The 23,271-nt window shown below is 64.7% G+C and carries 20 protein-coding genes; 10 read left to right on the top strand and 10 right to left on the bottom strand.

The annotated features are described in order from the left end of the window. The first annotated feature begins 6 nt into the window (after window positions 1-6). The 3 genes from ACPPVV_RS14690 to ACPPVV_RS14680 are packed head-to-tail and all read left to right on the top strand — an operon-like array spanning window position 7 to window position 2,008. Window positions 7-627, top strand: a complete 621-nt coding sequence (locus ACPPVV_RS14690) for a LemA family protein (RefSeq protein WP_426700613.1) — start codon at window positions 7-9, stop codon at window positions 625-627. Beyond that, window positions 627-1,505: a TPM domain-containing protein gene (locus tag ACPPVV_RS14685; protein WP_426700612.1), complete on the top strand. Its 879-nt coding sequence runs from the start codon at window positions 627-629 to the stop codon at window positions 1,503-1,505. Before ACPPVV_RS14690 ends, ACPPVV_RS14685 begins: the two co-directional genes overlap by 1 nt. Beyond that, a complete protein-coding gene (locus ACPPVV_RS14680; RefSeq protein ID WP_426700611.1) occupies window positions 1,505-2,008 on the top strand; it encodes a TPM domain-containing protein in 504 nt (167 codons plus the stop codon). The genes ACPPVV_RS14685 and ACPPVV_RS14680 overlap by 1 nt, the downstream gene beginning before the upstream one ends. A 99-nt stretch (window positions 2,009-2,107) precedes the next feature. Here the strand turns inward: ACPPVV_RS14680 and ACPPVV_RS14675 are convergent, their stop codons facing one another. Together ACPPVV_RS14675 and ACPPVV_RS14670 are read right to left on the bottom strand one after the other, a co-directional pair. Beyond that, window positions 2,108-4,981 (bottom strand): TonB-dependent receptor plug domain-containing protein, encoded by a 2,874-nt coding sequence (locus ACPPVV_RS14675; RefSeq protein WP_426700610.1) that lies wholly within the window; start codon window positions 4,979-4,981, stop codon window positions 2,108-2,110. A gap of 302 nt (window positions 4,982-5,283) precedes the next feature. Next, complete coding sequence (locus ACPPVV_RS14670; RefSeq protein WP_426700609.1) at window positions 5,284-7,245, bottom strand: alpha/beta hydrolase family protein; 1,962 nt, start codon at window positions 7,243-7,245, stop codon at window positions 5,284-5,286. A 226-nt stretch (window positions 7,246-7,471) separates the two neighbouring features. Here ACPPVV_RS14670 and lgt point away from each other — a divergent pair, with 226 nt between their 5' ends. Further along, window positions 7,472-8,284 (top strand): prolipoprotein diacylglyceryl transferase, encoded by an 813-nt coding sequence (gene lgt / locus ACPPVV_RS14665; RefSeq protein ID WP_426700608.1) that lies wholly within the window; start codon window positions 7,472-7,474, stop codon window positions 8,282-8,284. Window positions 8,285-8,378: 94 nt separating this feature from the next. On the opposite strand, the gene ACPPVV_RS14660 is transcribed toward lgt, so the two are convergent. Continuing rightward, window positions 8,379-9,392 (bottom strand): TIGR00266 family protein, encoded by a 1,014-nt coding sequence (locus tag ACPPVV_RS14660; protein WP_426700607.1) that lies wholly within the window; start codon window positions 9,390-9,392, stop codon window positions 8,379-8,381. Window positions 9,393-9,576: 184 nt separating this feature from the next. Here ACPPVV_RS14660 and ACPPVV_RS14655 point away from each other — a divergent pair, with 184 nt between their 5' ends. From ACPPVV_RS14655 to ACPPVV_RS14645, 3 genes are all read left to right on the top strand, one after another. Next, the gene (locus ACPPVV_RS14655) at window positions 9,577-10,371 is read left to right on the top strand and encodes a thymidylate synthase (RefSeq protein WP_426700606.1); all 795 of its coding nucleotides are present in this window, start codon (window positions 9,577-9,579) and stop codon (window positions 10,369-10,371) included. A 157-nt stretch (window positions 10,372-10,528) separates the two neighbouring features. Continuing rightward, window positions 10,529-11,017: a dihydrofolate reductase gene (locus ACPPVV_RS14650; protein WP_426700605.1), complete on the top strand. Its 489-nt coding sequence runs from the start codon at window positions 10,529-10,531 to the stop codon at window positions 11,015-11,017. Beyond that, window positions 11,017-11,982, top strand: a complete 966-nt coding sequence (locus tag ACPPVV_RS14645) for a Nudix family hydrolase (protein WP_426700604.1) — start codon at window positions 11,017-11,019, stop codon at window positions 11,980-11,982. Before ACPPVV_RS14650 ends, ACPPVV_RS14645 begins: the two co-directional genes overlap by 1 nt. A gap of 20 nt (window positions 11,983-12,002) precedes the next feature. Here ACPPVV_RS14645 and ACPPVV_RS14640 read toward each other — a convergent pair whose 3' ends face one another. The 4 genes from ACPPVV_RS14640 to wrbA all read right to left on the bottom strand — a co-directional run bounded on the left by ACPPVV_RS14640 (window position 12,003) and on the right by wrbA (window position 17,775). After that, window positions 12,003-13,643 (bottom strand): acyl-CoA dehydrogenase family protein, encoded by a 1,641-nt coding sequence (locus ACPPVV_RS14640; protein WP_426700603.1) that lies wholly within the window; start codon window positions 13,641-13,643, stop codon window positions 12,003-12,005. Between the two features lie 112 nt (window positions 13,644-13,755). Next, a complete protein-coding gene (locus ACPPVV_RS14635; RefSeq protein WP_426700602.1) occupies window positions 13,756-16,413 on the bottom strand; it encodes a TonB-dependent receptor plug domain-containing protein in 2,658 nt (885 codons plus the stop codon). Window positions 16,414-16,816: 403 nt separating this feature from the next. Continuing rightward, window positions 16,817-17,176: a DUF2069 domain-containing protein gene (locus ACPPVV_RS14630; RefSeq protein WP_426700601.1), complete on the bottom strand. Its 360-nt coding sequence runs from the start codon at window positions 17,174-17,176 to the stop codon at window positions 16,817-16,819. Beyond that, window positions 17,173-17,775, bottom strand: a complete 603-nt coding sequence (gene wrbA, locus ACPPVV_RS14625) for an NAD(P)H:quinone oxidoreductase (RefSeq protein ID WP_426700600.1) — start codon at window positions 17,773-17,775, stop codon at window positions 17,173-17,175. The genes ACPPVV_RS14630 and wrbA overlap by 4 nt, the downstream gene beginning before the upstream one ends. A 118-nt stretch (window positions 17,776-17,893) precedes the next feature. Between wrbA and ACPPVV_RS14620 the strand changes: the two genes are divergently transcribed. From ACPPVV_RS14620 to ACPPVV_RS14610, 3 genes are read left to right on the top strand one after another with little or no spacing between them, the layout of a single operon-like run. After that, complete coding sequence (locus ACPPVV_RS14620; protein WP_426700599.1) at window positions 17,894-19,171, top strand: YihY family inner membrane protein; 1,278 nt, start codon at window positions 17,894-17,896, stop codon at window positions 19,169-19,171. Beyond that, window positions 19,168-19,653 carry a TlpA family protein disulfide reductase gene (locus ACPPVV_RS14615; protein ID WP_426700598.1) on the top strand — a complete coding sequence of 162 codons (486 nt, stop codon included), beginning with the start codon at window positions 19,168-19,170 and terminating at the stop codon, window positions 19,651-19,653. The genes ACPPVV_RS14620 and ACPPVV_RS14615 overlap by 4 nt, the downstream gene beginning before the upstream one ends. Then, on the top strand, window positions 19,653-19,919 hold the full coding sequence (locus ACPPVV_RS14610) for an acylphosphatase (RefSeq protein ID WP_426700597.1): 267 nt from the start codon (window positions 19,653-19,655) through the stop codon (window positions 19,917-19,919). Before ACPPVV_RS14615 ends, ACPPVV_RS14610 begins: the two co-directional genes overlap by 1 nt. On the opposite strand, the gene ppk2 is transcribed toward ACPPVV_RS14610, so the two are convergent. From ppk2 to hemA, 3 genes are all read right to left on the bottom strand, one after another. Then, window positions 19,920-20,684, bottom strand: a complete 765-nt coding sequence (gene ppk2 / locus ACPPVV_RS14605; RefSeq protein ID WP_426700596.1) for a polyphosphate kinase 2 — start codon at window positions 20,682-20,684, stop codon at window positions 19,920-19,922. Between the two features lie 61 nt (window positions 20,685-20,745). Beyond that, a complete protein-coding gene (gene prfA / locus ACPPVV_RS14600; protein WP_426700595.1) occupies window positions 20,746-21,825 on the bottom strand; it encodes a peptide chain release factor 1 in 1,080 nt (359 codons plus the stop codon). Between the two features lie 81 nt (window positions 21,826-21,906). Continuing rightward, window positions 21,907-23,181 carry a glutamyl-tRNA reductase gene (gene hemA / locus ACPPVV_RS14595; protein ID WP_426700594.1) on the bottom strand — a complete coding sequence of 425 codons (1,275 nt, stop codon included), beginning with the start codon at window positions 23,179-23,181 and terminating at the stop codon, window positions 21,907-21,909. Window positions 23,182-23,271: the final 90 nt, after the last annotated feature.

The following is a 23,271-nucleotide window of genomic DNA, read 5'->3' as shown; positions in this document are numbered from 1 at the left end:
GACCCCATGAAACTTCTGCGTAATCTCGTGCTGTTGCTGCTCGTCGTCGGCCTGAGCGGCTGCGGTTACAACGCCATCCAGAAGCAGGACGAGGCCGTCAAGGGCGCCTGGTCCGAAGTGCTCAACCAGTACCAGCGCCGCGCCGATCTGGTGCCGAACCTGGTCAATACGGTCAAGGGCTACGCCCAGCACGAGGAAAAGGTCTTTGTCGAAGTGACCGAAGCCCGCGCCAAGGTCGGCAGCCTGCAGGTCAACGCCGACTCGCTCAATGATCCACAGAAGCTGCAGCAGTTCCAGGCCGCACAGGGCCAACTGGGCAATGCGTTGTCGCGGCTGATGGTGGTCAGCGAAAACTATCCGCAGCTGAAGGCCGATGGTTTGTTCCAGAACCTGCAGGCGCAGCTGGAAGGTACCGAGAACCGGGTCACCGTGGCACGCAACCGCTACGTGCAGGCGGTGCAGGAGTACAACGGCATGATCCGCACCTTCCCGAACAACCTGACCGCCAAGATGTTCGGCTACAAGGTCAAGCCGAACTTCAGCGTGGACAACGAGAAGACGATCTCCACCGCGCCGACCGTCGACTTCGGCACCGGTACGCCGGCACCCGCCGCCTCGACGCATTGATGATGTCCAGGCGCTTTCCGCGCCGGTGGCTGACACTGGCGATGGCGCTGCTTTTGCCAGTGCTGCTGCACGCGGCCGACGCCGTGCCGAAACTGGCACGGCACGTCACCGACCTCACCGGCACGTTGACGTCGCAGCAGGTCGATCAGCTGGACGCGCAACTGGTAGCGCTGGAAAAGGCCAAGGGCGCGCAGCTGTTGGTATTGATGGTGGGCAGCACCGGCGACCAGGACATCGAGGGTTATTCACTTGCGGTGGCCGAGGCGAACAAGATCGGCCGCAAGGGCACCGACGATGGGGTGCTGTTGCTGGTGGCGAAGAATGACCGGCGCGTGCGCATCGAAGTCGGTTATGGCCTGGAAGGCGCCATTCCCGATGCCGCCACCGCCCGGATCACTCGCGAATACATCGCGCCGAAATTCCGCAGCAACGATTATTTCGGCGGCATCGACGACGCGGTCGGTGCCCTGACCCAGCTGATCAACGGCGAGGCGTTGCCACCGCCGGTGGAGGGTTCGCCTGGCGAAAGACATGGCGGCGCCGGGCTGCAGAACGGCTTGATGATCGGCGTGTTCGTGGCGTTGTTCCTGCGCAGCATCCTGGGTCGGGCCAAGCCCTGGATCCGGGCGCCGCTGGGTGCGGTGCTGGTGGGCGGTTTGCTGTGGCTGCTGATTTCCATGGGCGCAGGCATCATCGGTGCGTTGGTCGGCGGCGTGCTGATGTTGTTGCCGGGCGGCGCCGGTCGTTCGATCGGCGGCGGTGGCTGGGGTGGTTTTGGTGGCGGCGGCTGGGGCGGCGGTGGCGGTGGCTTCGGCGGCGGCGGATTCAGTGGTGGCGGCGGCAGCTTCGGCGGCGGCGGATCATCGGGGAGCTGGTGATGACGCATATGCAACGGTTGTTTGCCCATCTGTTCGGCGGCTGGTTCCAAATGCGGCGAAGCTTTCCGGCATCGCTGCTTGACGAGATGGCAGCGGCCATCGCCGCTGGCGAACGCACCCATCAGGGTGAAGTCTGTTTCGCGATCGAGTCGCGGCTGGCGCCGCTGGCGGTACTCGATGGCCTGGATGCACCGACGCGCGCGCGCCAGGTGTTCAGCCAGTTGCGGGTATGGGATACCGAGTACAACAGCGGCGTGCTGTTCTACGTGCTGATGGCGGAACATCGCATCGAGATCGTCGCCGACCGCGGCATTGCCGCCAAGGTGGCGGCTGGCGAATGGGACGAGCTCTGTGCGCGGATGCGCGAGTGCTACGCCCGCGGACAATGGCGTGACGGGAGCCTCGAGGGGATCGCGGCCGCGCATGCGTTGCTGGTGCGTCACTTTCCCGGTGATGGCCGGGCCAACCCGGACGAGCTGCCGGATCGTCCCGTGCTGCTTTGAGCCTGGCGACATCGGCTTCTCATCGCAGCGAATACCTGGCCACAAAAAAACGCAGCCCGAAAGAGCTGCGTTTTTTCTTGCACGAACCGTCGCCGGTTTTTAGAACTTCTGGTTGTACGACACGTAGAAGTAACGGTCGATGTCAAACGACGGGTTGTACGGCGGGCTACCGGAACCGGCCGCCGTTACGTTGTAGTAGAACGGGCCCTTCTTGTTGAAGACGTTGTTGACGCCCACGGTGAAGATACCTTTCCACGGTGCTGCGTAATGGACCTGGACGTCGTTGAACGTGACCGAACCTTTCTGGCTGACGCCGAAGCCACCCAGTGACGGGTTGGTGTAGTCGGGCATGTTGCACTCGACCGGGGCGCCGGCGATGTTGCTGTAGCACCTGTCCTTCAAGCCGCTGAAGTAACGCATGGTCCAGCTGGCACCGAACTGCCGGTAGCTCCAGTCGACCTGCAGATTGGAGCGGACGCGGTACAAACCCTCCTCCCCGGTCATGCCGGACATGAAGCCGGCTTCGTTTTTAGGCGTCGCGCCGGGGCCGCTGGCCAGCTCGTACTTGCTGAGGTAGGTGCTGTCCGAAGCGATGCGGAAGGTGCCGATCGAGGTTTCCGGCAGACGGTAGTGAATGCCGAAATCGTAGCCCTCGGTCTTCAGCGTGCCGAGGTTGGACAGGCTCTCGTTGAGGCTGTTGATCGCGCCGCTGCTGTCGCGGGTGAAACGGCCGCAGAAGCTCGGATCGTTCTGCACGTAACAGAAGTTGAGAATGTCATTCGCAAACACGGGCGAGATGATGTTCTTGACGTAGATCTTGTAGTAATCGAGCGTCAGGTCGAGGCCATCCACGTAATGCGGGCTGAAGACCAGACCGGCGGTACGGGTGATCGACTTCTCCGGCTGCAACTTCGCATTGGAGCCCGACAGGAACGGTGTCGGCGACTGGCCACCACCCGCACTGACGATCTGCTGACCGGCCTGGTCCACCTGACGGTAGTTGGCCGGGACGCCGGAACTGGCACAGAGGCCGGCGACGCCCGCGTTGGTGGCGGAAGCACCGAACTTGGTGTCGCATGGATCGATGAACGTCTCGAAGCTTTCGCCGGTACCGCTGTACAGATCGTCGATCGTCGGTGCGCGGAAACCTTCAGCGTAGGTGCCACGCACCAGCAGATCGTCGAACGGCTTCCAGCGGAAGTTGTACTTGTTGTTGGTCGTGCTGCCGAAGTTGCTGTAGTGCGAGTAGCGGCTGGCCACGTTGATACCCAGCTCGCGGGCGCCCGGCAGGTCACGCAGCAGCGGCACGTCGAGCTCGAGGTAGGCCTCGTTCACGGTGTAGCCGCCGGTGGTCGGTGCGCTGGCGAGGTTGGTGGTCAGGCCGGCCGAGTCGTTCGCGTCCGGGCGGAACGAACCCTTTTCGCGACGATGCTCGACGCCGCCGGCGATGTTCACCGTGCCGCCGGGCAGATCGAACAGACCGCCGGTCGTATTGAGCGAGATGTCGTCGGTCTGGCTGGTCTGGTGCGATGTGCCCACCGCGCCGACGTAGTTCCACACTGCCGGCGAGGTGCCGCCCGGACCGGCGAGGATATTCCAGGGCAGGCAGCCGGCAGCACGATCGGCGGCATTGGCGCAGACGACCTGGCCATCGACCGTCGTGGTGGCGCCCAGTGCCTTTTCGGCGTTCGGCAGATAGATGTTGCCGGTGGTGACCTGGCTGATCTTGGTCTTGGAATAGTTGTACGTCGCGTCCCAGCTCCAGTCGTGATTCAGGAAAGTGAAATAACCTTCCGCACCGATATCGATATGGGCCAGCTTGGCTTTCGAGTAGGTCACGCGGGGCTGCTCGACCGTACGACGCAGGAACTCGGTCTCATTGCCCGGGAACGGGTTGTACGCATTGTTCGGGTCAATGAACAGGCCATCGCCACGACCCGCGGCCGTCTGGAACGGGTAGCCAGCGAGTTGGCTGGAGGTGTCGCGCACCGTGTAGCTGCCGGTGCCGCGCAGCATGATGTTGTCGGTCAGGTTGTAGCGTTCCTGCACGAACAGGTTCTTCAGCTTGGAGCCGGAACGGAACGTCATGTCCTGCTGGGTGGCGTACTTGTCCGCCGCACTGTTCGGGTCGTACAGATGGTAGTTGGCGATGTTGCCGGTGTCAGTCGAGCCGTGATTGATCACGTAACTGTCGCCGGAAACCGGATCCGTCACATTGCCCCATGGGCCCAAGCCAAGACCGTCATTGGGATGACGCGGACCGTTCGCATAGCGTGTCAGGTCGCGATCGCTGTTCCACATCGGCTTGGTGTCCTGGTAGGACGCACCCACGATCAACGCCGACTTGTCGGTGTTGTGGCCCCAGGTGAAGTCGGCATTCTTCTGCTGGCCGTCGCCCTTGCCGTTCTGGCCGTAATAGACGTTCGCTTCGGCACCGTCGAAACGCTCGCGGGTGATGATGTTCACCACGCCGCCGATGGCGTCCGAACCGTAGATCGACGACGCGCCGTCCTTGAGGATATCGATGCGATCGATGATCGACACCGGGATGGTCGACAGATCGGTCCTTCCGCTCAGGCTGGAGCTCCAGCGGCGGCCGTTGACCAGCACCAGCGTGCGCTGCGAGCCGAGGTTGCGGATGTTGACGTAACGGCCGCCGACGTCGGCGCCCGAAGACAGCGTGTCCTGCGGCGTGATGTCCGGCGTGCCGGCGGATGGCATGCGGGCCAGGATGTCGTCGACGTTGGTCAGGCCGGTGGCCTGGATCGCCTGGCGGTCCATCGTGAAGACCGGCTGCGCGGTTTCCAGATCCGCGCTGCGAATGCGCGAGCCGGTGACCGTCACGGTATCAAGCTGCTTGGCCTGTCCCGCAGCGGCGGGTTGGGCGGCGGGCGCGTCCTGCGCAGAAACGGTCCATACCTGCAGCATCAAGGCTGCCGTGATGGCGGTAGCCAGCAAAGTCTTCTGTTTCATTGAATGGAAAAACTCCGAACAAAAACGGCCCTTGAGCAGCCGACAAGGCAGCTCATTCAGGCTTTGGGGACGGCGCGTCTGGCCTGGGGAGGGCGTCGGCGCCACGGCATCGTCGAGCTTGGGGGAAGGACGATGTAATCCCGACGTTAAGACAACGCGCAATCAAATTGCAAGAAAAAACGCCGTGAAATCACGTTAGTCCTTGTGTGGCCAATAAAAATCGCGGCCGCCCAATGACGTGCAGCCATCCCAAAAAAAGAAGGCGCCGAAGCGCCTTCCGGTAGCGATGGGCCGTGCCGGATTCAGGGCGTGGTTCCAGCACCGATGTGCTTGGCGATGAACGTCTGCAGTGCGGTATAGAACTCGATGGTGTTCTTCTCGTCGTAGAAGCCGTGGCCTTCGCCCGGCTTGCTCAACCACTCGTACGGCTTGTGCGCCGCATCCAGCGCCGCGCGCATCGCCTTGGCCTGGGCGAACGGTGCGCGCTTGTCGTCCTCGCCATGGATCAGCAGTACCGGCACGTCGATCTTGTCGGCCAGCTTGTCGGGGGAATTGGCGGCGAGATCGGCATCGTCCTTGCCGATGACCGTGTTCAGATAGCTGCGGCCGGACTTGTCCGCCTTGATGTCGCCTTTCTTGTACATCATCGCCAAGTCGTAGATGCCGGCGTAACCCACCGCGCACTTGAACATGCCCGGCGCACGAATCGTCGTCATCATCGCGGCGTAGCCGCCGAAGCTGCCACCGTAGACGCAAACGCGTTGTGGATCGGCATATTTTTCCGCGATCGCCCACTTCACGCCGTCGGTCAGATCCTGCTGGATTCGGGTACCCCATTTCAGGTAGCCAGCCTCCATGAAGTTCACGCCACGGCCGCTGGAGCCACGGTAGTTCACCTGCAGCACCAGGTAGCCGCGGTTGGCGAGGAATTGCGCATCGTTGTCGTAGGACCAGTCGTCCTCCACGCCGATCGGGCCGCCATGCGGCAGCAACACCATCGGCAGGTTGGCCATCTTGACGCCGTTCGGGATGGTCAGGATCGCTTCCAGATCCATGCCGTCGCTGGCCTTGAAGTGCATCGGGCGGCGTTCGGCCATCTTTGCCGGATCGATCCACGGCGAGGTGGCGAACAGCTTGATCACCTTGTAGTGGTGCGTGTCGATCAGGAAATAGGCACCCGGGTCGCGGTCGCTGGAGACCGAGAACAGCAATTTGCTGCCGTCTTCGCTGAAGTTGACGAAATGCAAGTAGCTGCCGGGGAATTTCATGCTCAACGCATGGTGCAATTTCGCCGCCATGGAATTGGCGTCGATGTAGTTGAGCGTAGGCACGCCGGTGTCCGGCGCCGTGGCGAATGGCTGATAGGGCAGCGCCGTCCATTCGATGTTGCCGATGCTGCCGAAGCTGTCGTTGGCGAGCACCTTGCGGTTGCCGCCGTTCTCGTCCTGCTCCACCAGCATCGTCGGGCCGCCATCGGCGCTGTAGCTGGCGTAGATGCGTTGTTGATCCGGAGTGAAGAAGATCGGGGTGAAGCTGTGACCGATCTGGGCCGCGCCCATCGGCGCCCAGCCACCGGCTTGCTGGTGATACACGACGTACCTCCAGTTGTCGTCGCGGCCATAGGCGTAGTGGGCCTGGCCATTGGCGCCGACCATGAAGCTCAGTCCGCCGATGCCTATCTCGCCGATCAGATGGCGGCTGTTCTTGACGGCGTCGACGTCATAGAGCGTGCTGCTGTCGGTATTGCTCCAGCTTTGCGTGGCCATGTAGAAATGGCCATTGACCGGGGTGGGTACACCGTCGACGAAGCCCCAGCCGCGATCGGTGCCGCGCGTCGCCGCGCGGGTTCCGTAGGAGCCCTCGAAGCCATACAGGTAATCCTGATGCTTGCCGTCGAGGTCGGTGGCGATCACTTCGCCGGTCAATTGCGGTTTGTCGATCGAGCCGTACTGCTTGCCTTTCTCCACCACCAGCCGCGTATTGCTGACCCAGGTAATTCCTGCCGCCAGCTCATACTTGGGCAGGCGCAGCATGCTCACCGGCTGTTTCATGTCATCGATTTTGTAGATGACCAGCGCATGCGAATCGCCGTCGGCGTCATTCATGTTGACGGCCAGGTACTCACCATTCGGCGAGAGCCTCGGCATCGACAGCAGCGGGTGGTGCGCGAAGGCCTCCACCGGAACAAGGTCGGCCGCCACGCCAGCGGCGGGCGACAGCAGACAGGCAGCGAACAGCACGGTTCGTGCAAAACGGTAAGACATCGGTTTTCCCCTGACACGCTCCCTGTGATGAGCCGGTCGCGTGGAGCGCACGACGGACGGGCTGGATGCGGACATCCCCTGATGACGGCTGCGCTACCCCCGTTCCCCCGGTGCACTCAGCGTCTGTCGACGATTCTAGCGCCGCGGGAAGCGTGATCGTAAGAGGCGCCCGCGCCGGTCATCCGCGGACCGCTACACTAGGTCTTTGCCAGCCAAGCTTGTCGCCATGTCCCAGCCTTTCGTCGTCGATATCGATCCTGTTGCCTTCCATCTAGGCCCGATCCAGGTGCACTGGTACGGACTGATGTACCTGCTCGGCTTCTTCTTCGTCGCGGTGCTGGGCGAATACCGGCGTCGGCGCGGGCGCCTGCCGGTCAGTCGGGACGCGCTGGGCGATCTGTTGTTCTACGGGATGATGGGCGTGATCGTCGGCGGACGGGTCTGGTACATGCTGTTTTACGCGGACATCGACTGGATCTGGACCGCACCGCAGACGCTGTTCAAGGTCTGGGACGGTGGCATGAGTTTCCACGGCGGCCTGCTTGGCGTATTGGCGGCAGGTTGGTGGTGGTCGCGCAGGCAGCGGCTGCATTTTTTCGACACGGTGGATTTCGTGGCGCCGCTGGTACCGATCGGACTGGGTTTGGGCCGGCTCGGCAACTTCATCAATGGCGAGTTGTGGGGCAAGCCCAGCGACGTGTCGTGGGCGATGATCTTTCCGCAGGCGCCGGATCGTTTGCCGCGGCATCCCTCGCAGCTGTACGAGATGCTGCTGGAAGGCGTGGTGATGTTCGTGGTGTTGTGGCTGGTGTCGCTGAAACCGCGGCCGCGTTATCTGGTCTCCGGTCTGTTCGCGCTGCTGTACGGCTGTTTCCGCTTTGCGGTGGAGTTCGTGCGCGTGCCCGATGCGCAGCTCGGCTATCTGTTTGGCACCCAGTGGGTGACGATGGGGCAGATGCAGTCGTTGCCATTGATCGTGATCGGGGTGGTGCTGATCGCGATGTCGCGTCGCTCACCCACCTTGCCGCTCGCTGGGTAGTCTCTCCCTGGGTAGGAGCCCGCTGGCGGGCGATGCTTTTCCGAAGGGCATCGCCCGCCAGCGGGCTCCTACACGTGGAGATAGGGGCGCGGACTCAGAAATTGCGGTCGCCACCGAGAATGTCGCCGAGGCCGCCGAGAATCGAACCTTCGCCGCGGCGCTGTCCGCCGCCCTGCGGTGCCGCCGCCAGCATGCGTCCGGCCATGCGCGAGAACGGCAACGATTGCAGCCATACCGTACCCGGCCCGGTCAGCGTGGCGAGGAACACGCCTTCGCCGCCGAACAGCATGCTCTTGATGCCGCCGACCGGGCGCACGTCCATGCTTACCGTGTCGTGGAACGCGACGACGCAGCCGGTATCCACGTCGAGCCGCTCGCCGGGTTTCAATTCACGTTGCACCACGGTGCCACCGGCGTGCACGAAGACCCAGCCGTCGCCCTCGAGCTTCTGCATGATGAAACCTTCGCCGCCGAACAGACCGGTCAGGATCTTGCGCTGGAAGAAGATGCCCAACTGCACGCCGCGCGCACCGGCCAGGAAGGCGTCTTTCTGGCAGATTAGCCGACCACCGTGGTCGGATAACTTCATCGCCATCACCGTGCCGGGGTAGGGCGCGGCGAACGCGACCCTGGCCTTGCCCTGGCCGGTGTGCGTGAACACGGTGGTGAACAGGCTCTCGCCGGTGATCACGCGCTTGCCGGCGGACATCAGCTTGTCCATCAGTCCTCCGCCGCTCTGGCCGCCACTGGAGCCGTCACCGAACACGGTGTCCATCTGCACCGCCGATTCCTTGTACATCAGCGCGCCCGCCTCGGCGATCGCGCTTTCGCCCGGGTCCAGTTCAATCTCGACGAACTGCATGTCGGTACCGACGATGCGGTAATCGATCTCGTCGGCGCGGCCATGGCCCATCGAGGGAGGGATCGGTGGCGGCGCCAGTGGTGTGCCGCCGAGTTCCGCCACGCTGCGGATCGGCTTCCATTCAGTGAAGCCGTCGCACCAGCAATAGCCGTCCGGCTGGCGTTGGGCCTGGGTTCGCGCCGCCGCGTCATCGAGCGGACCCATGCGGTCGGTGTTCTTGCCGTAGCTGAAATACCACTGCGCCATGATGGCCTTCTCTTTGGGGGAAAGCGCCGAGTCTAGGTCGAAAATGGCGATGGGCGAGAGTGACGGTGGTCATGGCCGCGGTCGTGCGGGAGCGCCTTCAGTCGCGATGCCCTACCGCCGGGAAGCCGGCATCTCGCGGCCTGGGCGGCTCCCACATATCGCCTCGTGACGCTATCCTTGGCCAATGCGCGCCTACCTCGACCTGCTCCGCCACGTCCTCGACCACGGCACTGAAAAGACCGATCGCACCGGTACCGGCACGCGCAGCGTGTTCGGTTACCAGCTGCGTTTCGACTTGGGCCGGGGTTTCCCGCTGGTCACCACCAAGAAGCTGCACCTGAAGTCGATCGTGCACGAGCTGATCTGGTTCCTGCGCGGTGACACCAACATCGCCTACCTGAAAGAAAACGGCGTGCGCATCTGGGACGAGTGGGCCGACGCGAGCGGCGATCTCGGCCCGGTCTACGGCCAGCAATGGCGGGCATGGCCCACCGCCGACGGCGGCGTGGTCGACCAGATCGCCTGGGTCATCGACGAGATCAAGCGCAACCCCGATTCCCGCCGGCTGATTGTCAGCGCGTGGAACGTGGGCGAGCTGCCGAAGATGGCGCTGATGCCGTGCCACACGATGTTCCAGTTCTACGTGGCCGACGGCAAACTCAGTTGCCAGCTATACCAGCGATCGGGCGACATCTTCCTCGGTGTGCCGTTCAATATCGCCAGCTATGCGCTGCTCACCCACATGGTCGCGCAGGTCTGCGGACTGGGCGTGGGCGACTTCGTGCATACCCTGGGTGACGCGCATCTTTACAACAACCACGTGGAACAGGCGCGGTTGCAGCTGACCCGCGAGGCGTTGCCCTCGCCGCGGCTGAAGCTCAACCCGGAAGTGCGCTCGATCTTCGATTTCCGTTACGAGGACGTCGCCGTCGAGGGTTATCAGTCGCATCCGGCCATCAAGGCGGCGGTAGCGGTGTAACCGCGCCCAATCCGTTCGCGGGAAGGCCATCGTTCACTGCCGCAAATACCTGCGCTGCCGCCGCGAAACCACCGCACCCTGCTAAGATTCGATGCAATCGGCGGCGCCTCCCAAAGGCGCCAGCCCCTTACTGATCAGGCTTTTCTCAAGGACCGTTATGGCTATTTCGCTGATTGCCGCACTCGACGAAAATTTCGCCATCGGCAGCAAGGGGCAACTGCCCTGGCATCTGCCCGATGACCTGCGCTGGTTCAAACAGCTGACCACCGGCAAGAACGTGCTGATGGGGTACAACACCGCCGTGTCGATCGGCCGCGCGCTGCCCGATCGGGTCAACCTGGTCCTGTCGCGCAAGCACGAAGCGCCGTTTCCCGGCCAGATCACCGTGCGTTCGGTGGAAGAGGCCCAGGCGCGCACCGACAACACCGGCCTGATGGTGATCGGTGGCGGCATGGTGTTTTCCGAAGCCCTGCCGCGCGCCCGGCGCATGTACCTGACCTGGGTCGGCGCAGCGATCGATGGCGCCGACACGTTCTTCCCCGGCGTGCATTTCAGCGACTGGATCGAAGTCTCCCGCGTGCATCACAAGGCCGACGCCGAGCACGCCTACGATTTCGACATGGTCGAATACCTGCGCAATAGCTGATGCCTGCGCCGGTCGCGCCGAAGCCGGTCATGCACGTGATGGCCGGCGTCCTGCGCGATGCTTTTGGACGCGTGCTGCTGGCACAGCGGCCGGCCGGCAAGCACCTGGCCGGCATGTGGGAGTTTCCCGGCGGCAAGCTCGAACCCGGCGAAGCGCCGCTGGCGGGGCTGGCGCGCGAGCTGGATGAGGAACTCGGCATCACGCTGCAGCGCGCCGAGCCGCTGATCCGGGTGCCATGCCATTACGTCGAGCGCGTGCTGTTGCTGGATGCCTGGCAAACCGAACAATGGGAAGGCGTGCCGCAGTCGCTGGAAGGGCAGGCGCTGCAGTGGCTGATGCCGCAGCAAATCGATCCGGCCATGCTGACCACCGCCGATCGCGCCATCCTGCAGGCATTGCGCCTGCCCAACCGCTATCCGATCACCCCCGCCGATGTGACACCGGATCAACTTGGCAAGTGGTTCCAACGCATCGGCCAGGCGATCGAGCGGGGCGAGCAACTGATCCAGCTGCGCCTGCCGCTATGGCCGCGTGAGCTCGTTCGCGAGCTGGCCGCCGCGTTGCTGCCACTGGCGCGCAGGCATGACGCCCGGCTGCTGCTCAACGGCGATATCGACGGTGCGCTGGCGCTGGGTGTCGGCGTCCACCTCAAGGATCATCAGCTACCGGCCCTCGCCGAGCGGCCGCTGCCGTGGTCGCTCCCGGTGGGAGTCAGCTGCCATGATGCGGCGCAGCTGACCCAGGCGACGCGCATCGGGGCGGATTTCGCCACGCTGTCGCCGGTGGCCGCCACCCGCAGTCATCCGCAGACGGCGCCGCTGGGCTGGCCGGCCTTTCACGCACTGGCCGAAGCCGCCGCGCTGCCTGTCTACGCCCTGGGCGGCATGGCGCCCTCGCATATCGCAGAAGCTGGCCAGAATGGGGGCCAGGGTGTGGCTGGCATCCGCGAGTTCTGGCTCGCCTGACCGATGGCGGGTGGCGTGCGCTAACCCGACAGCAACGCCGTGTTGTCCGCATCCGGCGTGACCAGGTGATCGAGGCCAAAGCCGATGAAGCGCCGCAATGCCGCCGCCGGGCGCGGATCGCCATGGCTGCTCGACCAGCTGGCGTGCCGCGCCAGCAGCGCCGCGGCGGCGCAGCGCGCCAGGGTAAAGGCAAGCCCGCGTGCACCGGCCTCCAGCGTTTCGCGGGTGGATGCGTGCTGATCGATCCAGCGTGACGCGGCATCCAGTGATTGCTTGATCGCACTGGCCGCATGCATGTTGTCGTTGCCGTCCAGCCAGCTGGCGCACGCCGTGCGCAAGGCGCCGGGACCGTCGCCGGCCAGCGCACGCAGGCTGTCCAGCGACAGCACATTGGTGGTGCCTTCCCAGATCGCGTACACCTGCGCGTCGCGCAGCAGTTGCGGCAGGCCGGTGTCCTCGATATAGCCGGCGCCACCGAAACATTCGATCGCCTCGGAACAAATCCGCACCGCCAGCTTGCCGGTCCAAAGCTTGGCCAGCGGCGTGAGCAGGCGCAACAGCGACGCCTCGTGCGGTGCGACGACACCGTGTTCGACACGGCCCAGCAGATGCGCGACCTCGAACGCCAGCGCAAACGCGCCCTCGAACTCCGCCTGCATGTCGGCCAGCGTCTGCGCATGCAGCGGCTGCTCGATCAATGGACGTCCAAACGCCTGTCGCTGCGTGGCGTAGTCGCGTGCCAGGCTGATCGCGCGCGCCATGCTGGCGATCGCGCAAATCGCGTTCCAGGTGCGGGTGACATTGAGCATCGGCGCCACCTGGCGCACACCGTGGGCAAGCTCGCCCAGCGGCCACGCCGGCAGGCCTTCCAGGTGGATTTCCGCGGTAGGCAGTTCCCGCGTGCCGAGCTTGTCCTTCAGCCGGTCGATGATCAGTTCGCTCTTGCGCCGCTCGCCGTCCATCGTCTCGACGTAGAACAGCGCCAGCGCCGCGGTGCCGGCACCGGCGCCTTCCGGCCGCGCCAGTGCCAACGCGGCCTCGCCCACCACCGCTGAACTGAACCATTTGCGCCCGTACAGACGCCATTGACCAGCGGCATCCTGTCGCGCGACGGTTTCGGTATTGCCCACGTCGGAGCCACCGGTGTTCTCGGTCATCCACTGGCCGCTGAGCCAGAACGTGCCCGCATCGCGGCTGAGGAAATGCGGCAGCACGCGATCGATCAGTTCACGGTTGCCGGACGCCTTGATCGCGGTGGCTGCGCCGTCGGTCATCGCCAGCGGGCAGGTATAGAACTCGCTGGCAAGGTGATACAGGTAGACGCGGGCGAATTCCTCCAGCCGTGCGTGTTCGCTGTCGGCGTGACCGGCGGCGAGTACCGCATGTCGCGTGGTGAGATGCGGGCCCTCTTGCCACGCGGTAGTCAATTCGATGCGATCGATGCGCCGACCCCAGGCGTCCCACTGGGTCAGCGCCGGTTTTCGGCGTGTCGTATTGCAGGCGCGCTGCCAGGCCATCTGCGCGTAGTCGCCAAGCGCGTCGAGGTCATTGTCCAGCGCGACGCGGCGCCCGGGCGGCAGTGCACGATCAAGCAGGGCCAGCAGCGAACGGTCACTGCGGTACGGGTGCGGCAGCTGCGGGGCGGCTTGCAGGAATCCCATGACTGGCTCCGTGCGAGAGGGCTTCCAGTATAGGCAGTGTCGAACGAGGTATCGCTCTGACGCGCGCTGGAAAACGAAACGCCCCGGGGCGGAGCGTTTCGTTTTCCGTCGGTCAGATGTGGACGGTCACACGTGCGTACCAGAAGGCGCCATTGAAACCGAACGGCGAGGTGAGTGCGTACTTCGCGCCGAGGAATTGCAACGTGGCGTTCTGTTCCCTGCCGGGATAGGTGTTGAAGACATTGTTGCCGCCGACAGCCACGGTGAAGACGTCGTTGAACTTGTAGTCTGCCTCCAGATCGAGCAACGTCTTGCCGTTGTAGTGCGCGACATCGTCTGGCGGGTTGTTGCCGCCAAACACGCCGGTCGCGGTGCTCCATCCCTCGTAATGGTTGATTCGTGCGATGGCATCGAATCGCTTTAGTCCGTAATCGAAACTGAGCACCGAACGGCTCCTGGGCACCTGGTTTTCGAGGTCGTACACGAAATCCTTGTTCAGCGTGTCCGGTTTGACTTTCGCCACGTCCTGCTTGTTGCGGTTGTAGCGGAAGTTGATGTCGAGCGCGCCGTTGCCCAGCGGGTGTCGCGTATCGACCACGAAGTCGATGCCGCGGACGACGGAGCCGAAGGCATTGCTGAAATAGCTGGCATCGCTGCCGAGCAGCAATGGCGCGTTCGGGTAGCCGCCGGCAGCCAGCTGATCGACGGTGGCCTGGTCCACGGTCTTGCTCACCAGGCCGATGCGGTCGTTGATGCGGATTCGGTAGTAGTCCAGGGTTGCCGTGAGCGTGGCGGTCGGCGTCCACACGGTACCGAAGGTCAGGCTTTTGGATGTTTCGGTTTTCAGCGGCGCCGAGCCGAGCGCGCGCGCTACCGGGTTGTTGACCGGGTAGGTGCCGCTGGGGATCAGTTCGCCCTGCGCGTTCGCCGTCGTGGTGACGTTGAGCGTATTGGCCTGGCCGGGCGTTGGCGTGCGGAAGCCGGTATTGAATGTGCCACGCAGCGCGAACGCGTCGTTGAAGGCGTAGCGGGTGGAAAGCTTGTACAACACCTTGGCGCCGTAGTTGTTGGCGTGTTCGTAGCGCACGGCCGCTGCGCCGGACCACCGATCGTTGAGGTTCGTCTCGGCGTCGAGGTAGGCGGAGTCGCTGCTCTGTGTGAACCGGCCTGCCGCGGTGGTCGGAAAGCCCTGGAAAGCGTCCGAGCCCACGCCGAAAACGGAAGCTGTCGGTCCTACCTCGGTCGAGCCGGCATCGCCGGGCTGGATGATGTAGGTCTCCGATCGCCACTGTGCGCCGAAGGCGAGGGTGAGCGGCGAATCATCGAACGAACGAACGAAATCCGCGCCGGCACCCTGTTCGCGTTGGGTCAGCTTGCCGGGATGGAAGCTCGTTGGGGTAAGGCTGCCCAAGCTGGGATTGATCGAGCCGTTCAACCGGTAGTCGATCTCGTTGCTGCCGTTGCGGTAGTGCAGGTCCCACTGGAGGTTGCTCTGCTGGCCGCCGCGCACGCCACCAACCAGCTGGTGGTCGGAGATATCGGCTCCGAAGGACGGACTGTAGCCGCCGGGGAACATCTTGTAGACGGGATTGAGCAGGATCCATCCGCTCGGGCTCGAGGTATCGGCCGTCAGGTAGTTCGCCGGGCTGCCGCCGCCAGCAAGAATGCTGTTGACCAGAGACTGCGGTGCGTTCGCCGGCACCAGACTGCCGTTGGCGTAGCTGACGAGGGTGGACCGCCCGGTGATGCCGTACTGCGGCGGCAGGACCGGGTTGCGGTAGAAGAAGCTGGACAGGACTTTCTTGCCCATGTAATTGCCGTAGCCATACAGCTCGACGTCGTTGCCCAGCGGCAGGCCGGCGTTGACGAAAAGCTTGTTCGCCGTGGTTTCCGGGTCGCCCCAACGCTGGCCGAGACCGTTGTAGCGCACCTGGCTCGCGCCCACCGCCGCCGCGACGGCGGCCGCGTCCTGTTGCGCGACGCCGCGCGAGGTGGGATCGGTGGTTTCGCGCTCGGCACTCACATGCACGAAGCCCTCCGCGCCGAGCGGGAAGCCCGCGTCAGCGTCGTAGCGACGCAGGTTGCCGTCGCCCTTGCTGTACTGGCCCCATTGCGCGCCGACCGTGGCGCCTTCGCGGGATCGCTTGAGGATGATGTTGACCACGCCGGCGATCGCGTCCGACCCGTACAGCACCGAGGCCCCATCACGCAGCACTTCCACGCGACCGATCGCGTTGGACGGGAATACCGAGAAATCGACCGCCTGTGCGCCCTGGTTGAAGGTGCCCAGCGGGTCCAGTTGCAGGTTGACCAGAGCCGAGCGGTGGAAACGCACGCCATCGACCAGGACCAGGGTCTGGTCGGGCGACAGGTTGCGCAACGACACCGGCCGCACGAACGACGTGCCATCGGCGATCGGAAAGCGCTGGGTGGTCAACGACGGCACGATGTTGGTCAGCGAGTCGGTCAGGTTCGCCGAAGGCTGGTTGGCGATCTGGCTGCCGCTGAATGCGTCGATGGGCGAGATCGACTCGCTGGGCGAAAGACCTGCCCGGTGTGTGCCGGTGACGACAACCTCTTGCAAGCTCGTGGCGGTCTTGACCGGAGTGCCTTGTTCTTGCGCCGGTGCCGACTGGCTGGGCGAACCCTGTTGATGTCCTGTTGCTGCGTGTTCCTGCGCCTGGACCGACCATGCCACCAGTGTCGCGGCGGCGAGTGTCATGCGTATGGCACGCGCAAGCACGACGTTGTAGCCCATGTAGTTCGGCATTCAATGTTCCCTCAATTAGCCTGATGCATCCCCTGCCCGGACAAGCTACAACGGCGCGGTGAGGTCGGGAAGGCCGATTCGTTCGCAGTTTTGACAATCGGTGACAGCTGCGCATCGCGGGCGAGTCATGGCCGGGCCAGTCGCGCGCCGACGGTCGCCCCACGACTGGCGCGGCGACGCCGGGTGGTCTTCGGAAATTCGTCAGGCGGTTCGCCTGTCCGGATCTTCAACCCTGTCGACACACCGCAAGCAGGGTGATGTGGTCGAAGGGCGCGCCATCGCCGGCACGGATCTGGATCTCGCTTGCAAATTCCCAGGCTACGCTCACGCGTTTGCAGGCACGCCCGACCTACGCCGGGGTGACGCCTGACGGTTGCCAGGAGACGGCAACGTTTCGACGTGGTCAGCTGCGATGCTTGCGCTTGACCCCGGCGCCGAGTGTGCCGATCAACAGCAAGGTCAGCACGATTTCCGCCAGTGCAAGCCAGCGTTGACTGGACGAACTCCATGCCTCGGACACGCCGTGGCAGAAGTAGAACAGGCTGAGGATGCCGACCCAGAGCAGGGCACGACGCACGTCGCGCAGGGCGAGCAGGGGCAGCAGCAGCGGGATCAGGGTGATCGCCAGCAGCATGGGCATCGGCATGTCGTGGGGTGGCATCAGCCAGGCGTGCCAGACGAGTTGCAGCCCGATGAGGAGTGCCCAGGCGATCAGGCCGATGCGGTAGGCCGGCAGGATGGGGGCGTGTGCGGTGGTGTTCATGGCTTGTCCGTCAGGCGGCGGGCTACGTCGGCGAGACGGCGGCCCAGCGCGCGGGCCAGTTCGCGTTCGTGTTCGCTGATGGTGTTGTCGCCCTTGGCGCCGGCGACGTGGCTGGCGCCGTAGGGCGTGCCGCCGCTCTGGGTGCTGGTCAGGGCCGGCTCGGTGAATGGAATGCCGAGCAGCAGCATGCCATGGTGCAACAGTGGCAACGCCATGCTCAGCAGGGTCGATTCCTGGCCGCCGTGCATGGTGCTGGTGCTGGTGAACAGCACCGCGGGCTTGCCGGCCAGGGTGCCGCTGGCCCACTCGGCGCCGGTGCAGTCGAGGAAGTATTTCAGCGGTGCGGCCATGTTGCCGAAGCGGGTCGGACTGCCCATGGCCAGGCCGACGCAGTCGAGCAGATCCTGTTTCGTCACGTACGGCGCGCCGTCCTCGGGCTCCGGCGGCTGGGCGACTTCGGTCACCGGCGCCACTGGCGGCACCTGGCGCAGGCGCGCGCGCATGCCAGGCACCTCCTCGATGCCGCGCGCGATCAGCCGCGCCATCTGGGCGGTATGGCCGCTGCGGCTGTAATACAGCACCAGGATTTCTTGGTTCATCGCGGAGAGCTCATGTGGGTCAGGCTGATGTGTTTGAGGCATTCATCGGCAATACGCTAGTGTAACGATCGATAACCACGATGTTGGCGACCTCATCGCCGCCGGCGAAAGGATACCGATGGCCCGACGTTTCAACCGCGATCGCACTCGGAGCTTCAGCCGTTTCATCTGGCAGCGCTTTGTCGACGACAAGTGCTTCGAAACGGCCGGCGCGTTGTCGTACACGACGCTGGTGTCGCTGGTGCCGCTGACGGTGGCGGTGCTTGCGATGTTCTCGGCGTTTCCGGTGTTCCAGCCGGCGCGCGACACGCTGATCGACTTCGTGTTCAACAACTTCGTGCCGTCGGCGGGCGAGGCGGTGCAGAACACCATGCTCGGCTTCGCCGCCAATGCCAGCAAGCTCACCGGCATCAGCATCCTGGTGATGCTGTTCAGTGCGCTGTCGATGATGATCAGCATCGAGGACCGTCTAAACCGGATCTGGCGCGTGCGCCAGCCGCGCAGCTGGGGTTCGCGTCTGCTGTTGTATTGGGCGGCGCTGACCCTGGGGCCGATCCTCATCGTCGGCGGCATCGCGGTGACCTCGTACGTCACGGCCGTACCGCTGCTGCGCGGCGCCGCCGACCAGTTCGGCGGGATCGGCCAGAGCCTGCTGACGGTGCTGCCGTTCGTGGTGACTTTTTTCACGCTGTGGCTGATGTATGCAGTGATCCCCAACTGCAAAGTGTCGCGCCGTGACGCGGCGATCGGCGCGCTGCTTGGCGCGGTGTTGTTCGAAGTCGCCCGCTGGGGATTCACCGCGTTCGTCCAGCACGCGCAGACCTACCAGCAGATCTACGGGGTGCTGGCGGCGATCCCGATTTTCCTGCTCTGGATCTACTTGTCGTGGGTGATCGTGATCCTGGCCGCGTCGATCGCCGCCTCGGCGTCTGCGTTCGAGTATCACCCGCCGATGGAAACGCTGCCCGAAGGCGCCGAGTTCCTCGGTCTGCTGGTGGTGCTGCGGCACTTCGTCGAGGCCCAGCGGACGGGCGCTTGTGTGGACCCGGCCGGCGTGCGCGCGAAGGAGCCGTATCTGCGCAGCGCGTTGATCGCTGCCTATTTCGAGGACCTGCGCGAAGCCGACATGATCCAGCGCGGCGAAGCCGGCGGCTGGCTGCTCTGCCGCAGCCTCGACTGCACCGACCTGCTGCGCGTGTACCGGCATATCGACTATCCGCTGCCGCTGGACCCGATACAGAAAGCGGCGGCACTGGGTATCGAGTTGCCACCGGAATTGCTGACGATGCTGGCCGAACTGGCCGAGGTACTGGCCGCCAAGCTTGGTGTGCGACTCGACCGGATCTATCCCGTAACCGATACTCCCGCGGACGATATCGAGGAATTACCCGCATGACCCTGTTCGCATCGTTCACCCGGCCGGCCGCCGCGCTGGCCGTGGCGCTGGCATTCGCCGCGCCCGCGCAGGCGGCCATGCCGACGCAGCCGACGCTGAAAGTCACCACGCTGGATGGCAAGACCTTCGACCTGGCCGCGCAGCGCGGCAAGTGGGTGATCGTCAACTACTGGGCGACCTGGTGCGTGCCGTGCATCAAGGAGATGCCGGACATCTCACGCTTCGTCGCCGCGCACAAGAATGTCGTGGCGATCGGGCTGGCGTACGACGACAGCGATCCGGCCGACATCAAGGCCTTTGTCGCCAAGCATCCGGTGGTGTATCCGATCGCCCAGGTCACGCTGGACAAGCCGTTGAAGGATTTCGACGAGCCGCGTGGCTTGCCCACGACCTACCTGATCAGCCCGGACGGCAAGGTGGCCAAACACATCGTCGGTCCGGTGACGGAAGCGTCGCTGGCCGGATTGATCGGCCAGCCGTAATGCCGGCCGCGCGCTTCATCGTCAGCGGCAGGGTGCAGGGCGTGTTCTACCGCGCCAGCACCCGCGAGCAGGCGATGGATCTCGGCCTTGCCGGCCATGCAAGGAATCTGTCCGACGGCAGCGTCGAGGTGATTGCCAGCGGTTCGGCGCTGGCGCTCGATGCACTGGAGCAATGGCTGCGCCACGGACCGCCGGCGGCACGCGTCGACGCCGTGGCGCGCGAAGAGCTGCCGCAACAGGAACTGCGCGGTTTCAAGACGACCTGATCAGAAGGTATCGGGCACCCACAAGGCCTTGTCGGTGACATGTTCGGTCTTCGGCTTGCCCTTGAGCCTGGGCAGCTTCACTGCGGGTGCGGGGTCGTCATGCAGCGGCACCTGTTGCAGCAGATGGCGGATCAGGTTGATCCGGCCGTGCTTCTGGTTGTTGTAATCGACCACGAACCACGGCGCATGGTCGCGGTGGGTGCGTTCGATCATCACGTCGCGCAGTCGACCAATTTTGGCGTACTCCTTGCGAGCGGCAAGATCCACCGGCGACAGTTTCCAGCGTTTCAATGGATCGTCGGCGCGCTCGGCGAAACGCTTTTCCTGTTCGACCTGGTCTACCGCCAGCCAGTACTTCAGCACGATGATGCCGTCGTCGGTGAGCAGCTTCTCGAACGCCGGCGCGGCATCGAGAAAGGCTTCGCACTGGGCGGCGCTGCAGAATCCCATCGCCGGTTCGATCACGGCGCGGTTGTACCAGCTGCGATCGAACAGCACGAACTCGCCGGCGCCGGGCAGGTGCGCGACGTAGCGCTGGAAATACCATTGCGTGGCTTCGGCCTCGCTCGGTTTAGGCAGGGCCGCGATGCGATAGCCGCGGGTATCCAGGCTCTCGGTAATGGCCTTGATGGTGCCGCCCTTGCCGGCGGCGTCGCGGCCCTCGAAAATCACCAGCAGTCGCCGGCCGCTGCTACGCAGCCCGTGTTGCAGCTGCACCAGTTCGAGCTGCAGCTTCTCCAACGCCTTGCGGTAGTGCTTGCCCATGGTCGCCTCGCTGAATGTCGCGTGGCATGCAGGGTAACCCCGCGGGTCGTGACGACGGGGTTCAGGCGGTGCCGAGCGCCTGCAACTGGTCGGCCTGGTGCTCGCGGGTCAGCGTATCGATCAACTCGCCGAGGTCGCCCTGCATGATTTCCGGCAAGCGGTACAGGGTGAGGTTGATGCGATGGTCGGTGATCCGGCCCTGCGGGTAGTTGTAGGTGCGGATGCGCTGGCTGCGATCGCCTGAGCCAACCTGCAGCCTGCGCTCCTCGGATTGCGCCGCGCTCTGTTTGTTCTGCGCCTCGTCGAGCAGGCGGGCTTTCAGCAGGCTCATCGCACGGGCGCGGTTCTTGTGCTGGCTGCGTTCTTCCTGGCATTCCACCACGGTGCCGGTGGGCAGGTGGGTGATGCGGATGGCCGAGTCGGTCTTGTTGACGTGCTGGCCGCCGGCACCTGAAGCGCGGAACGTGTCGGTTTTCAGGTCGGCGGGATTGATCTCGATCTCGTCGATTTCGTCCAGTTCCGGCAGGATCGCCACGGTCGCCGCCGAGGTATGGATGCGTCCCTGCGATTCGGTTTCCGGCACGCGCTGCACACGATGCGTGCCGGATTCGAACTTCAGCTGCGAGTACGCGCCCTTGCCTTCGACGCGGGCCACGATTTCCTTGTAGCCGCCATGTTCGCCCGGATGCTCGTTGAGCACCTCGACATGCCAGCGACGGTTTTCGGCGTAGCGCAGGTACATGCGGAACAGGTCGCCGGCAAAGATCGCTGCCTCGTCGCCGCCGGTGCCTGCGCGGACTTCAAGATAGAGGTTGGCCTCGTCGCGCGGGTCTTTCGGCAACAACAGCAGCTGCAGTTCGGCGTCGAGGTCGAGCAGGCGCTGTTCCAGCCGGCGCATGTCGTCGGCGGCCATCTCGCGCAGTTCGGGATCGTCCAGCATGGCGCGCGTGTCGGTCAGTTCGCGTTCGGCCTGGTCGTGCTCGCGCAGCGATGCGGCGACCGGTTCGAGCTGGGCGTATTCCTGCGACAGCGCGCGGAAGCGGTTGTTGTCGGTGAGCACATCAGGCTGCGACAGAAGCAGCCCGATTTCCTCGTGGCGCTCGGCCAGTGCTTCGAGTTTGCGACGGATGGAAGGAGTCATGGGAACCGCGACGGATAGGGGGCAACGACGGCCGGATGCCGTGACGAAAGACAGTGCAGGAGCGGCAGCCAGCCGCCCTCGCTATTCGTCGCGAGAACCCGCTTCCTCGTCGAGCCCGTACAGGCGCCCCGCCGCGTGCAGCAAGTCCAGGTCGCCGCTAAGCGCGGCTTCGCGCAGGCGCGCGCTGGGATGGTGCAGCAGCTTGTTGGTCAATGTGTTGGCGAGAAACGCCAGGGCTTCGTCCGCCGATTTGCCGTGGGCGACCATGGCGCGGGCCTTGCCCAGCACCTCGTCGCGATAGACCTCGGCATGCTGGCGCATGTCCAGCGCGGGATTCTTCAGGGTCAGCGCGCGGCGCCAGGCCATGTAGCGGTCGACCTGCAGATCGATGATCGCCTCGGCATCCTGCGCGGCAGCCGCACGCAAGCGCAGGTTGTCATCGATCACCTGGCGCAGGTCGTCGATGCCGTAGAGGTACACGTCGGGCAACTGGCCCACCGCGGGTTCGATGTCGCGCGGCACCGCGATATCCACCATGAACATCGGCCGGCGCCGACGCGCGGCCATCGCCTGTTCGACCATGGCGCGGGTCACGATCGGCTGCCGCGCCGCAGTGGACGAAATCACGATGTCGGCTTCGGCAAGATGCTGCGGCAGGTCGGCCAGGGCGATCGCGTACCCGCCATAGCGGCCGGCCAGGTCCTGCGCGGTTTCCGGTGTGCGGTTGGCCACGATGATCCGGCGCGCCTGTTTCTCGGCGAGGTGCCGCGCGGCCAGTTCGATGGTGTCGCCGGCGCCGATCAGCAGCACGCAGGCCTCCCGGAGGTCGGTGAATACCTGTTCAGCCAGGCGCACGGCGGTGAACGCGACGGAGACCGTGTGCGCACCGATGCGGGTATCGGTACGCACGCGCTTGGCGACGGCGAAAGTGTGCTGCAGCAGGCGATCCAGCGGTGCCTTCAACGCCTGCGCATCGCGCGCGAGCTGATAGGCATCCTTCACCTGTCCGAGGATCTGCGGTTCGCCCAGCACCATCGAGTCCAGCCCGGTGGCGACCCGGAACATGTGGCGTACGGCGTCCTGTTCGTCATGCCGATACAGGAACTCATCCAGTTTGCCCGGGGTCAGATGGTGATGACGACTCAACCATGCCTGCGGGATGTTCTCCGCGCCTGCCGCGACGCCGACATACAGCTCGGTACGATTGCAGGTGGACAGGATCATCGCCTCTTCCACACCCGGCTCGCGGGCCAGCTCGAGCAAGGCACCACCGGCGGCGTCCGCATCGAACGCCACCTGTTCGCGCAGGCTGACCGGCGCGGTGAGGTGATTGAGCCCGAGGGCGATCAACGGCATGGTGGCGGGAACATCTCGGCGGCAGGAATCCGGTGGCGTAGGCTAAGCTTGGCGCAACGTCGCCATGCGATGAACGGCGCAACCAGAACG

The sequence above is a fragment of the Rhodanobacter sp. Col0626 genome (assembly GCF_049994385.1).
Classification (GTDB): domain Bacteria; phylum Pseudomonadota; class Gammaproteobacteria; order Xanthomonadales; family Rhodanobacteraceae; genus Rhodanobacter.
Note: the sequence above shows the minus strand (reverse complement) of the source record. Positions and strands in the feature narration are given on the sequence as shown.